Source organism: Pseudomonas allokribbensis, assembly GCF_014863605.1.
Taxonomy (GTDB): domain Bacteria; phylum Pseudomonadota; class Gammaproteobacteria; order Pseudomonadales; family Pseudomonadaceae; genus Aquipseudomonas; species Aquipseudomonas allokribbensis.
This window is the reverse complement of sequence record NZ_CP062252.1, coordinates 91,681-103,748: the sequence shown is the minus strand read 5'-3', so window position 1 is coordinate 103,748 and position 12,068 is coordinate 91,681. Positions and strand designations below refer to the sequence as shown.

Annotated in this window: 16 protein-coding genes; 8 read left to right on the top strand and 8 right to left on the bottom strand. The window is 61.2% G+C overall.

Translation table 11 applies throughout. From position 1 onward, the window contains the following. Positions 1-96: 96 nt before the first annotated feature. Entirely contained in the window at positions 97-909 is an 813-nt protein-coding gene (trpA, locus tag IF199_RS00505; protein ID WP_007953915.1) for a tryptophan synthase subunit alpha, read from the bottom strand. Next, positions 909-2,141, bottom strand: a complete 1,233-nt coding sequence (gene trpB, locus IF199_RS00500; protein WP_085713009.1) for a tryptophan synthase subunit beta — start codon at positions 2,139-2,141, stop codon at positions 909-911. The genes trpA and trpB overlap by 1 nt, the downstream gene beginning before the upstream one ends. A 112-nt stretch (positions 2,142-2,253) precedes the next feature. On the opposite strand from trpB, the gene IF199_RS00495 reads away from it, so the two are divergent. Then, positions 2,254-3,171 (top strand): LysR family transcriptional regulator, encoded by a 918-nt coding sequence (locus tag IF199_RS00495; protein WP_192559418.1) that lies wholly within the window; start codon positions 2,254-2,256, stop codon positions 3,169-3,171. On the opposite strand, the gene IF199_RS00490 is transcribed toward IF199_RS00495, so the two are convergent. Continuing rightward, positions 3,144-3,470 carry an ElaB/YgaM/YqjD family protein gene (locus IF199_RS00490; protein ID WP_007953918.1) on the bottom strand — a complete coding sequence of 109 codons (327 nt, stop codon included), beginning with the start codon at positions 3,468-3,470 and terminating at the stop codon, positions 3,144-3,146. The two genes, IF199_RS00495 and IF199_RS00490, sit on opposite strands and share 28 nt — an antisense overlap. A 156-nt stretch (positions 3,471-3,626) precedes the next feature. Here IF199_RS00490 and IF199_RS00485 point away from each other — a divergent pair, with 156 nt between their 5' ends. After that, positions 3,627-3,842 carry a dodecin gene (locus IF199_RS00485; RefSeq protein WP_096822455.1) on the top strand — a complete coding sequence of 72 codons (216 nt, stop codon included), beginning with the start codon at positions 3,627-3,629 and terminating at the stop codon, positions 3,840-3,842. Between the two features lie 128 nt (positions 3,843-3,970). Further along, positions 3,971-4,195 (top strand): DUF1161 domain-containing protein, encoded by a 225-nt coding sequence (locus IF199_RS00480; protein WP_096822454.1) that lies wholly within the window; start codon positions 3,971-3,973, stop codon positions 4,193-4,195. 79 nt (positions 4,196-4,274) lie between these two features. On the opposite strand, the gene IF199_RS00475 is transcribed toward IF199_RS00480, so the two are convergent. Next, positions 4,275-5,276 (bottom strand): LLM class flavin-dependent oxidoreductase, encoded by a 1,002-nt coding sequence (locus tag IF199_RS00475; protein ID WP_192559417.1) that lies wholly within the window; start codon positions 5,274-5,276, stop codon positions 4,275-4,277. A gap of 241 nt (positions 5,277-5,517) precedes the next feature. On the opposite strand from IF199_RS00475, the gene IF199_RS00470 reads away from it, so the two are divergent. Both IF199_RS00470 and IF199_RS00465 read left to right on the top strand, forming a co-directional pair. Beyond that, a complete protein-coding gene (locus IF199_RS00470; protein ID WP_096822453.1) occupies positions 5,518-5,949 on the top strand; it encodes an OsmC family protein in 432 nt (143 codons plus the stop codon). A 102-nt stretch (positions 5,950-6,051) separates the two neighbouring features. After that, positions 6,052-6,291, top strand: a complete 240-nt coding sequence (locus tag IF199_RS00465; RefSeq protein WP_074689739.1) for a DUF1161 domain-containing protein — start codon at positions 6,052-6,054, stop codon at positions 6,289-6,291. Positions 6,292-6,297: 6 nt separating this feature from the next. On the opposite strand, the gene IF199_RS00460 is transcribed toward IF199_RS00465, so the two are convergent. Together IF199_RS00460 and IF199_RS00455 are read right to left on the bottom strand one after the other, a co-directional pair. Beyond that, a complete protein-coding gene (locus IF199_RS00460; RefSeq protein ID WP_192559416.1) occupies positions 6,298-6,717 on the bottom strand; it encodes a PA0061/PA0062 family lipoprotein in 420 nt (139 codons plus the stop codon). Positions 6,718-6,757: 40 nt separating this feature from the next. Continuing rightward, positions 6,758-7,180 (bottom strand): PA0061/PA0062 family lipoprotein, encoded by a 423-nt coding sequence (locus tag IF199_RS00455; protein ID WP_096822451.1) that lies wholly within the window; start codon positions 7,178-7,180, stop codon positions 6,758-6,760. 59 nt (positions 7,181-7,239) lie between these two features. Here IF199_RS00455 and IF199_RS00450 point away from each other — a divergent pair, with 59 nt between their 5' ends. Then, entirely contained in the window at positions 7,240-8,325 is a 1,086-nt protein-coding gene (locus IF199_RS00450; RefSeq protein ID WP_192559415.1) for an aminopeptidase, read from the top strand. A 3-nt stretch (positions 8,326-8,328) separates the two neighbouring features. Here the strand turns inward: IF199_RS00450 and IF199_RS00445 are convergent, their stop codons facing one another. Then, the gene (locus tag IF199_RS00445) at positions 8,329-8,979 is read right to left on the bottom strand and encodes an HAD family hydrolase (protein ID WP_096822449.1); all 651 of its coding nucleotides are present in this window, start codon (positions 8,977-8,979) and stop codon (positions 8,329-8,331) included. Between the two features lie 28 nt (positions 8,980-9,007). After that, a complete protein-coding gene (locus IF199_RS00440; protein ID WP_085647197.1) occupies positions 9,008-9,553 on the bottom strand; it encodes a gamma carbonic anhydrase family protein in 546 nt (181 codons plus the stop codon). A gap of 62 nt (positions 9,554-9,615) precedes the next feature. Between IF199_RS00440 and prlC the strand changes: the two genes are divergently transcribed. Both prlC and IF199_RS00430 read left to right on the top strand, forming a co-directional pair. Continuing rightward, entirely contained in the window at positions 9,616-11,694 is a 2,079-nt protein-coding gene (prlC, locus tag IF199_RS00435) for an oligopeptidase A (protein ID WP_170929373.1), read from the top strand. Beyond that, positions 11,691-11,981: a YheV family putative zinc ribbon protein gene (locus IF199_RS00430; RefSeq protein WP_007953955.1), complete on the top strand. Its 291-nt coding sequence runs from the start codon at positions 11,691-11,693 to the stop codon at positions 11,979-11,981. The genes prlC and IF199_RS00430 overlap by 4 nt, the downstream gene beginning before the upstream one ends. Positions 11,982-12,068: the final 87 nt, after the last annotated feature.

Below are 12,068 nucleotides of genomic sequence, written 5' to 3'. Positions count from 1 at the left end.
CAAAAAGGGACTCAGAACGTGGTTCTGAATCCCTCGGTCTTGCTTGATTAGTCTGTGCCGCGAGGTGCTAATTCCTCTGTATCAGGAACTTTACCTTCAGCTGACGCGGGCCTTACGCACGCCTTCGGACAGTGCCGAACACAGGCTCAGTACGCCGTCGATGGCCTGGTCCGGCGTGGTCGCATTGGCGATGTGATCGATCAGCGCCGACCCCACCACCACGCCATCGGCCAGACGCGCGATGGACGCGGCCTGCTCCGGCGTACGGATACCGAAACCGATGCTGATCGGCAGGTCGGTATGACGACGCAGGCGCGCCACGGCTTCCTCGACGTGTTCCAGAGTCGCCGCACCGGCACCAGTCACACCGGCGACCGACACGTAGTAAACGAACCCGGAGCTGCCGTTCAACACTTTCGGCAGACGTGCATCATCCGTGGTCGGCGTAGTCAGACGGATGAAGTCGATGCCTGCAGCCTGGGCCGGGTCGCACAGCTCCGAGTTGTGCTCCGGTGGCATGTCGACCACGATCAGGCCATCAACGCCGGCCTCTTTGGCTTCAGCGATGAAGCGCTCGACACCAAATTTGTGGATCGGGTTGAAGTAACCCATCAGCACCAGCGGCGTGTCGCTGTTGTCCTTGCGGAACTCGCGGACCATCTGCAGGGTTTTGATCAGGTTCTGTTTGGCACCCAAGGCACGGATGTTCGCCAGCTGGATCGCCGGACCGTCGGCCATCGGGTCGGTGAACGGCATACCCAGCTCGATCACGTCGGCACCGGCTTTCGGCAGGCCCTTGAGGATCGCCAGCGAAGTGTCGTAATCCGGATCACCGGCGGTGACGAAGGTCACCAGTGCGGCGCGGTTCTGTTCCTTGAGTTCGGCAAAGCGGGTTTGCAGGCGGCTCATCAGTGTTTCTCCTGCTTGGAAGTTTCCATGTGGTGCATGACGGTCTGCATGTCTTTGTCACCGCGGCCGGACAGGTTGACCACCATCAGGTGATCCTTCGGCAGTTTCGGTGCGCGTTTGAATACTTCGGCCAGGGCATGGGCGCTTTCCAGTGCCGGGATGATCCCTTCCAGACGGCAGCACTGGTGGAATGCGGCCAGAGCTTCGTCGTCGGTCACCGAGGTGTACTGGACGCGGCCGATGTCATGCAACCACGCGTGCTCCGGGCCGATGCCTGGGTAGTCGAGGCCGGCGGAAATCGAGTGGGCGTCGATGATCTGACCATCGTCGTCCTGCAGCAGGAAGGTACGGTTGCCGTGCAACACACCCGGTACGCCGCCGTTGAGGCTGGCCGCGTGCTTGCCGGTTTCGATGCCGTAACCGGCGGCTTCGACGCCGATGATTTCTACGCTCTTGTCGTCGAGGAACGGGTGGAACAGGCCCATGGCGTTGGAACCGCCGCCGATGCACGCCACCAGGCTGTCCGGCAGACGACCTTCCTGAGCTTGCAGCTGCTCGCGGGTTTCCTTGCCAATCACCGCCTGGAAGTCGCGAACCATAGCTGGGTAAGGATGCGGGCCGGCCACGGTGCCGATCAGGTAGAAGGTGCTGTCGACGTTGGTCACCCAGTCACGCAGTGCTTCGTTCATCGCGTCTTTCAGGGTGCCGGTGCCGGCGACCACCGGGATCACCTCGGCGCCCAGCAGCTTCATGCGGAACACGTTGGCCTGCTGACGTTCGATGTCAGTGGTGCCCATGTAGATCACGCAATCCAGGCCGAAGCGCGCAGCCACGGTGGCCGTCGCCACGCCGTGCATGCCGGCGCCGGTCTCGGCGATGATGCGTTTCTTACCCATGCGCCGCGCCAGCAGGATCTGGCCGATGCAGTTGTTGATCTTGTGCGCGCCGGTGTGGTTCAGCTCTTCGCGCTTGAGGTAGATCTTGGCGCCACCGCAGAACTCGGTCAGGCGCTCGGCGAAATACAGCGGGCTCGGACGTCCGACGTAGTCGCGCTGGAAGTAGGCCAATTCCTCTTTGAACGCCGGATCTTCCTTGGCCGCTTCGTACTCGCGGGCCAGATCGAGGATCAACGGCATCAGGGTTTCGGCGACGTAACGGCCGCCGAACGAGCCAAACAGGCCGTTGGCGTCAGGGCCGTTACGCAGATCGGAGGTGTTCGAAGTCTGGGTCATGGTTCGCTCCAGCAGATTTCACGAGAAGACAATGGCGTTCACTCTACCCCTGACCTTGCAGGCTGAAAACCGATAAGATCGCCACAACCTGTCAGGAAGACTCACAGATATCATGAGCCATGACCTTCCCCCGCTGAACGCCCTGCGCGCCTTCGAAGCCACCGCCAGGCTGAACAGCGTCAGCCAGGCCGCCGAGCAGCTACACGTCACCCACGGCGCGGTCAGCCGCCAGCTCAAGGTGCTTGAAGAGCACCTGGGCGTCAGCCTGTTCGTCAAGGACGGTCGCGGCTTGAAACTCACAGATACCGGTATCCGTCTGCGCGATGCCAGCGGCGAGGCGTTCGACCGCTTGCGCAGTGTTTGTGCCGAGCTGACCCAAAGCACCGCCGACGCGCCGTTCGTGCTCGGCTGCTCCGGCAGCCTGCTGGCGCGCTGGTTCATTCCGCGACTGGGAAGGCTCAATGCCGATCTGCCGGACTTGCGTCTGCACCTGTCGGCCGGAGAAGGTGACCTTGATCCGCGCCGCCCGGGACTCGATGCCTTGCTGCTGTTCGCCGAGCCGCCATGGCCGGCGGACATGCAAGTTTACGAGCTGGCCAGCGAACGCATCGGCCCGGTCATGAGCCCGCTGTTCAGCGGCTACCAGCACCTGAAATCGGCGCCGCCCACTGCCCTGCTCGGCGAACCCTTGCTGCACACGACTTCACGCCCGCAAGCCTGGCCGAGCTGGGCGCAGCAAACCGGCCTCGACGCCAAGGCATTGAAGCTGGGCCAAGGTTTCGAGCATCTGTATTACTTGCTGGAAGCGGCCGGCGCCGGATTGGGCGTGGCGATTGCGCCGGAACCCTTGGTGGCCGAAGACTTGAAAGCCGGGCGCCTGGTCGCGCCATGGGGCTTTTGCGAAACCCCGGCGCAACTGGCGCTGTGGCTACCCAAGCGCGCCGCAGACGGACGCGCCCGGCAACTGGCGCAATGGCTCAAGAACGAGCTGCGCCAGGCGGATCACTCGCCGCGCTTGAACAGCAGATAAGCGGCCAGCAGACCCAGTGCACCGACCGCCACACCGGCGGTCGTCCACGGATGTTCCTGCGCGTAATCACGGGTGGCGATCCCGGTTTCGCGGGTTTTGACTTTGACTTCTTCGTAGGCATCGCTGAGCAGGCTGCGCGAATGTTTCAGCGCACTTTCGGCGTTGCCCTTGAGCGCCTTGAGGGTCTTGCGCGACTCGTCCGAAGCGTCGTCTTTCAGGCTTTCCAGCGACTTGAGCAGACTCTCGATCTCCGCTTCCATGCTTTGCAATGAGGCTTTGCGTAACGAGGTGTTGGCCATGGTGGCTCTCCTGCATTGGTGATGAGTGGCGTGTGTTGTTTGGGACTTCGCGGGTTCTGGAAAGTGCAGAAAATCTGAACTCGCCTTTCCCGAAGCGAACGAAATCAACACTGCAAATCGCTGCTAGGCTCAATTCCACACGTCAAGGAGATCGCCATGAGTGACCATCACACCTACAAGAAAATCGAGCTGGTCGGTTCGTCCCCCAGCAGCATCGAAGACGCCATCAACAACGCGCTGGCCGAGGCCGGCAAGAGCATCAAGCATCTGGAATGGTTTGAGGTGGTCGATACCCGTGGCCACATCAAGGACAACAAGGCCGCCCACTTTCAAGTGACCCTGAAAGTCGGGTTCCGGATTGCCAGCAGCTGAGTTTGGTCTACGCTTCTGAACTTGCGCGCTGGCCGAATGCCATAGGAATGGCAAAGCGCTACAGGGTGAGCGCATCGGGTAGATCGCTCGATGCCCGCCTCTTTTAATCCGACCAGGGAGTGCGACCGATGAAGAAGTTCATGTTGGCAGTAGGTTTGTTGAGCCTTGCGGGTGGTGCGTTTGCTGCCGGCAAGCCCTGTGAAGAAGTGAAAGCCGCGATCGCGGCAAAACTGGATGCGAAACACGTTTCCGGTTATTCGCTGGAAATCGTCGATAAAGGTGCTGCCGCTGGCGGCAAGGTCGTCGGCAAATGCGAGGGCGGCACCAAGGAAATCGTCTACAAGCGCGGTTGATCGCGCCTGAAATGCAAAAGCCGACGCAATGCGTCGGCTTTTTTGTGCCCGGCTATCTTTTTTGCACAACTATCGGACTTCAGCCCTTCATCACCTGCGCCAGCAATTCGTAGGAATGCAGGCGATCGGCGTGTTCGTACAGGTCGCAGGTGAAGATCAGCTCATCCGCCTGAGTCTGTTCAATCAGCACCTCAAGTTTTGCGCGGATTTTCTGCGGGCTGCCGACCATCGCCAGACCGAGGAAATCGCCCACCGCCTCACGCTCGTGGGGCAGCCACAGGCCGTCCATGGTTTTCACCGGCGGACGCTGCACCAGACTTTGCCCACGCATCAGCGCGAGAATTCGCTGGTACACCGAGGTCGCCAGGTAATCGGCCTGCTCGTCGGTGTCGGCGGCCACCAGCGGCACGCCGAGCATCACGTACGGCTTGTCGAGCACCTCCGATGGCTTGAAGTGGTTGCGGTAGACGCGAATCGCCTCGTGCATGAAGCGCGGTGCGAAATGTGAGGCAAAGGCGTAGGGCAAACCGCGCTCGCCGGCCAGTTGCGCACTGAACAGGCTGGAACCCAACAGCCAGATCGGCACGTTGGTGCCGGTGCCCGGCATCGCGATCACACGCTGATCCGGCGTACGCGGGCCGAGGAAACGCGCCAGTTCGGCCACGTCATCCGGGAAGTCGTCGGCACTGCCGGAGCGTTCACGGCGCAGGGCTCGGGCGGTCATCTGGTCGGAGCCGGGCGCGCGGCCCAGGCCGAGGTCGATCCGCCCCGGGTACAGGCTTTCAAGGGTGCCGAACTGCTCGGCAATCACCAGCGGCGCGTGGTTGGGCAGCATCACGCCACCGGAGCCGACACGGATGGTCGACGTGCCGCCGGCCAGATAGCCCAGCAGCACCGACGTCGCAGAACTGGCGATGCCGTCCATGTTGTGGTGCTCGGCGACCCAGAACCGGGTGTAGCCGAATTTTTCGACATGCTGCGCCAGATCCAGCGAGTTGCGCAGCGACTGGGCCGGGCTGCCGTTCTCGCGCACCGGCACCAGATCGAGGGTGGAAAACTTTACGTCGGACAGTTGCTTCATAAACCTGCATCTCCGATTGAGGGCGCAGGTTTGTTCTTGGCGAACGCAAACCTGCCCAATTCATAAGCGTGCTCTCTGCAATAAGGGCATATACCCGAGTTTCAATAGCCGATCCGAAATTTCCTACTAAAAAAGTCAACGATTCAGATGAGCTGAACTTTGTCCCGGCGTCTATCCTCAGAAGCCTTGCAAGCAGAAACCCTGATGGCGCGGCGTTTCGCGCCGATTTGAGGAGGCACACATGGCTATCGTGAAGAAGGCATCCGCACATTGGGAAGGTGACCTGAAAACCGGCATCGGCTCGATCTCCACCGAAACCGGCGTCCTGCGGGAAGCGCCGTACGGCTTCAAGGCCCGCTTCGAAGGCGGCAAGGGCACCAACCCGGAAGAACTGATCGGCGCCGCCCATGCCGGCTGTTTCTCCATGGCGTTCTCGATGATCCTCGGCGACGCCGGCCTGAAGGCCGAAAGCATCGACACCCAGGCCGAAGTCACCCTCGATCAGGTTGAGGGCGGTTTCGCGATCACCGCCGTGAAGCTGATCCTCAAAGCGAAAATCCCAGGTGCAACCCAGGCGCAATTCGAGGAACTGAGCAACAAGGCCAAGGAAGGATGTCCGGTGTCGAAGGTGCTGAACGCGAAGATCAGCCTGGATGCATCACTGGTCAGTTGATTGACTTGCGCCGAATCAGAACCCGCCAGGCAAAAATGTGGTCGAATAAATGACAGCAGCTTTCGCGCATCTTCGTGCGCGCTGCTCCCAGGAGCTTCAACCATGAAACGTTTTGCCTTGGCGGTTATCTGTGGCGTGCTGGCGACGTCGGCCTTCGCGGCGCCAAAAGATTGCGAAGAACTCAAGCAAGAGATCGAAATCAAGATTCAGGCGAATGCCGTGCCTTCCTACACCCTGGAGATAGTCTCCAAAGAGGAAGCCGAAAAGCACGACGTCGCCATGATCGTCGGTACTTGCGACAACGGTACGAAGGCCATCATCTACCAGAAGAACGACCGCTGATTCAGGTTAGATGGCGCAATAGGTGTCGCGATCCTCGGCAACAATTTCCCGCTTGGCGTTATACAGCCGGGCACTGGGAGTAAACATCAGGGAGCGACCCTCCAGCACATAACGCTGACCCGCTTCGAAATGGTCGAAGCGGATGGTCAGGTAGCACAGGCGCTCCACGGGGTCGTTCAACAGACCGCCGCCTCCACCAGGCGCCTCGAAATCGAAACGCACCAGCAACTCATGGCTGCCGGGCGTTACCTGGAAAAAACGTCCGTCAGTCAGGCGCTGCTTGTCGAGACGTTCGGCCATCAGCAATTTTCCGCCCGGGGTCGGCGTCGAGAACTCGACCCAGGCCATGTTGGGATCGACCGGAGGCATCGGCGTCTGACAACCGGCGAGTAAACCGGCAACCAGTAACAGCATCGTCTTGCGCATGATGAATGTCCGTGAATTCGGACATCCAGCATAACGCCGATCAGGTGCGCTGACAGCCTGCCGGTTTGCCCTGACCGACTACGTTGCGCTGCTGGTCATAGAGTTTGGCCCACGGCCGGAAACCGATATTGCCGGCCTGGAGCTGATAGCGCTGGCCGGCGTTGAAGTCCTTGAATGTCACGTTCAACTGGCAATCGCGCCACAGGGGCTCCGCGTCGGGGCCGATGTTGGTTGCCTCCACCGGAAACTGGTAACGCACCTTCAGTTCATGACTGCCGGGTTGTACTTCGAAGTAACGTTTGTCGACGGCAGCCTTCTTGTCGACTTCCAGCGCTTGCAGCGCCGTGTCCTGTTGCCGTGTATCCAGGTCGATCCAGGCTTGCGTGGGGTCGGGCGAAGGCATTCCGAATCCGGCACAACCGGCCAGCGTCAGCAGGCCTCCCGTCAGTATCAACATGCGCATGGCGGAGCTCCAATGGGCGGGATAGTCTTGCGATCAGACTTTCCGGGGGATTTCTTATTGTGATCAGGCCGTTTCCAAGCCTTGGGTTACTTGATCGCGTTTTGCGGGTTTTGTTTCCGAGCACATTGCTTTTGCTGCTCAACGGTTGTTCCAGCGTCAGCTATTACAGTCAGTTGGCCAGTGGTCAGCTGCAATTGCTGCGGGCTCGCGAGCCAGTGGCCGAGGTGATCGCCGACCCGGGCCGGGACGCCACACTGCGTGCCCACCTGGCCCAGTCGCAGAAGGCCCGGGACTTCGCCAGCCAACACCTGCACCTGCCGGATAACCAGAGCTATCGCCTGTACGCCGATATCCATCGCCCGTACGTGGTGTGGAACGTGTTCGCCACCCCGGAGTTTTCCCTGAGCCCACAAAACCATTGCTTCCCGATTGCCGGCTGCGTGGCCTATCGCGGCTACTACAGCCAGAGTGCGGCGCGGGGCGAGGCGGCGATTCAGCGCCTGCAAGGTATGGACGTGTCGATTGGCGGTGTCGAAGCCTATTCGACCCTGGGCTGGTTCAATGACCCGATCCTCAACTCGATGATGGGTTGGGGTGACGAACGCTTGGCCACGCTGATCTTCCATGAGCTGGGCCACCAACGTTTCTATGTGAAGGACGACACCGAGTTCAACGAGTCCTACGCGACCTTTGTCGAGCAGGAAGGCACCCGGCAGTGGCGGGCGTTTCGCGGCTTGCCGCCAGAGAACGATGCCCAGCTCAAACGCCGGGATCAGTTTATTCAACTGATCCTCGATACCCGTACCCGGCTGGAGAAGCTGTACGCCCAGCCGATGCCCGTCGAACAGATGCGCGAACGCAAGGCCGCCGAGTTCGAACGGTTTCGCCGGGATTATCGGGCGATGCGCGACAGCCAGTGGGCCGGAGACAAACGCTACGACGCCTGGGTCAATGCACCGCTGAACAATGCGCGGTTGTTGCCGTTCGGGCTGTATGACCAGTGGGTGCCGGCGTTTGCAGCCTTGTTCAGGCAGGTGGGCGGGGATTGGCTGAAGTTCTATGCACAGGTGGAGAAACTGGGCGGATTGCCGGCTGACAAGCGAAAGACAGCCCTGCGTGAGCTGGCCGCCCTTCGCTCCGATTGACGATCAGCGTTGCAAAAACGCCTGATGCAACTCGGCCAGGGTTTCGAAGTGATAAGCCGGCGCCTCGGCGCTCAGCTCTTCATGGCTGCCGAAACCATAACCCACCGCCGCTGCATCCAGACCGTTGCTGCGGGCGCCGATCAGGTCGTGCTTGCGGTCACCGATCATCAGCGTATTGGCCGGATCCAGCCCTTCTTCTGCGATCAGGTGGGCAATCAGCTCGACCTTGTTGGTGCGGGTGCCGTCCAGCTCGCTGCCATAGATCACCTTGAAGTGTTTGGCGAAATCGAAGTGCCGGGCGATTTCCCGGGCGAACACCCACGGCTTTGAAGTCGCGATATACAGCTGCCGGCCTTGGCCACTCAGGGTTTCCAGCAATGGCGTGACGCCCTCGAACACCCGGTTCTCGTACAGACCGGTAACCTTGAAACGCTCGCGATAGAAATTCACCGCCTCCCACGCCTTGGCTTCATCGAAACCATAAAACTGCATGAACGCCTGCAACAGCGGCGGGCCGATGAAGTGTTCCAGTTTGGTCAGGTCCGGCTCATCGATACCGAGTTTGCTCAAGGCGAACTGGATGGAGCGGGTGATGCCCTCACGCGGATCGGTCAGGGTGCCATCGAGGTCGAACAGTACGGTCTGGTAATGCATGAAAAATCCCGGGCAATAGAGAGAAAAGTCAGAGCTGGTCGTAGCCTTCAGCCAGATGCAGGTCCTTGAGCTTCACGTAGTTCGCCGCGCTGTAGGTGAAAAAGGCGTTTTCCTTGTCGGTCAGCGGGCGAACCTGCTTCACCGGGCTACCGACGTACAGGAAACCGCTTTCCAGGCGCTTGCCCGGTGGCACCAGGCTGCCGGCGCCGATGATCACGTCATCCTCGACCACCGCGCCGTCCATGACGATGCTGCCCATGCCGATCAGCACGCGGCTGCCGACGGTGCAGCCATGCAGCATGACCTTGTGGGCGATGGTCACGTCGTCACCGATCAGCAGCGGAAAGCCGTCCGGATTGAACGGGCCGGCGTGGGTGATGTGCAACACACAGCCATCCTGCACGCTGGTGCGTGCGCCGATACGGATGCGGTGCATGTCGCCGCGGATCACCGTCAACGGCCACACGGAGCTGTCTTCGCCGATTTCGACGTCGCCGATCACCACCGCGGAGCCGTCGACAAAAGCGCCTTTGCTCAAGCGTGGGGTGTGATTCTGGTACTTGCGAAGGGACACGATTAGTTCTCTCTCTGTCGCCGATAGCTGCGGTGGGTGTCGATTGTAATTAAGATGGGCGCATGTTTCTTCCAGCCAAGGTGCCAACCGTGAGCGTGAACAACCCTCTTCTGCAGTCCTACGACCTGCCGCCGTTCTCCGCGATCCGTGCCGAACACGTGCAGCCGGCCATCGAAACCATCCTGGCCGACAACCGCGCCGCCATTGCCGAAATCCTCAAGACCCAGGGCCAGAACCCGACCTGGGCCGGGCTGGTGCTGGCGATGGACGAACTCAACGATCGCCTGGGCGCTGCCTGGAGCCCGGTCAGCCACCTCAATGCCGTGTGCAACAGCGCCGAACTGCGTGAAGCCTACGAGTCGTGCCTGCCGGCCCTGAGCGCCTACTCCACCGAGATGGGCCAGAACCGCGAACTGTTCCAGGCCTATGAAGCCCTGGCCAACAGCCCGGAAGCCGCCGGTTTCGACGTGGCGCAAAAAACCATTCTGGAACACGCCCTGCGCGATTTCCGCCTGTCGGGTATCGACCTGCCGGAAGCCGAACAGAAGCGCTACGCCGAAGTGCAGAGCAAGCTGTCCGAGCTGGGCAGCCGCTTCTCCAACCAGTTGCTCGACGCCACTCAGGCCTGGACCAAGCACCTGACCGATGAAGCCGCCCTCGCCGGCCTGACCGATTCGGCCAAGGCGCAAATGGCTGCTGCGGCACAGGCCAAAGGCCTCGACGGCTGGCTGATCACCCTGGAATTCCCGAGCTACTACGCGGTGATGACCTACGCCCAGGACCGTGCGCTGCGCGAAGAAGTCTACGCCGCCTACTGCACCCGTGCGTCGGATCAAGGCCCGAACGCCGGCCAGAACGACAACGGCCCGGTGATGGGCGAAATCCTCGACCTGCGTCAGGAGCTGGCAAAGCTGCTCGGTTTCTCCAGTTTCTCCGAGCTGAGCCTGGCGACCAAAATGGCCGAATCCAGCGACCAGGTGCTGAGCTTCCTGCGCGACCTGGCCAAGCGCAGCAAACCGTTCGCTGCCCAGGATCTGCAACAGCTCAAGGCTTACGCCGCCGAACAGGGCTGCGCCGATCTGCAAAGCTGGGACAGCGGTTTCTACGGTGAAAAACTCCGCGAACAACGCTACAGCGTCGCCCAGGAAACCCTGCGCGCCTACTTCCCGATCGATAAAGTGCTGGGCGGCCTGTTCGCCATCGTTCAGCGTCTGTACGGCATCGAGATCGCCGAACTGAAAGGCTTCGACACCTGGCATCCGGACGTGCGCCTGTTCGAGATCAAGGAAAACGGCCAGCACGTCGGCCGCTTCTTCTTCGACCTCTACGCCCGCGCCAACAAGCGCGGCGGTGCCTGGATGGACGGCGCCCGCGACCGGCGCCGCACCCTCGACGGCGTGCTGCAAAGCCCGGTGGCCAACCTTGTGTGCAACTTCACGCCGGCCGACAGCGGCAAGCCTGCGCTGCTGACCCACGATGAAGTGACCACCCTGTTCCACGAATTCGGTCACGGCCTGCATCACCTGCTGACCCGCGTCGAGCATGCCGGCGTATCGGGCATCAACGGCGTGGCGTGGGATGCGGTCGAGCTGCCAAGCCAGTTCATGGAAAACTGGTGCTGGGAGCCGGAAGGCCTGGCGCTGATTTCCGGCCACTACGAAACCGGCGAGCCGCTGCCGCAGGATCTGCTGGAAAAAATGCTCGCGGCGAAGAACTTCCAGTCCGGCCTGATGATGGTGCGTCAGCTGGAGTTCTCGCTGTTCGACTTCGAACTGCACGCCACCCACGGTGACGGTCGCAGCGTCGCGCAGGTGCTGGAAGGCGTGCGCAACGAAGTCTCGGTGATGCGCCCTCCGGCCTACAACCGCTTCCCGAACAGCTTCGCGCACATCTTCGCCGGCGGTTACGCAGCGGGTTACTACAGCTACAAATGGGCGGAAGTGCTGTCGGCAGATGCCTTCTCCAAGTTCGAAGAAGACGGCGTGCTCAATGCCGATACCGGTCGCGCCTTCCGCGAGGCGATCCTGGCCCGCGGCGGCTCGCAGGAGCCGATGGTGCTGTTCGTCGACTTCCGTGGCCGTGAGCCATCGATTGACGCACTCTTGCGCCACAGCGGCCTGAGTGAGGACGCGGCAGCATGAGTGAGGCACCTGTGAAAACCAAAAAACGCTTTATCGCCGGGGCCGTCTGCCCGGCGTGCAGCGAGCCGGACAAGCTGATGATGTGGAGCGAGGACGATGTCCCGCACCGCGAATGCGTGGCGTGCGGCTACAGCGATACGCTGAACGCACAAGGGTTGTCGGTTCCAAAAGAGCTGGGCACGCGGGTCAACACCAGCGCGCTCAAGCCTGCCCCGGACAAAACGGTTCAGGCGGTGCAGTTCTTCCCGAATCCGAAACTGAAGAAAAAGCCCGACGAGCAACACTGATCCAGAACCACCTTCTGCCGAATCCCGGTGGAAGGTGGTATTGGCTTAACACCCGTCCTCTGCACTTGCTTCGTAGGCTGGCCGTTT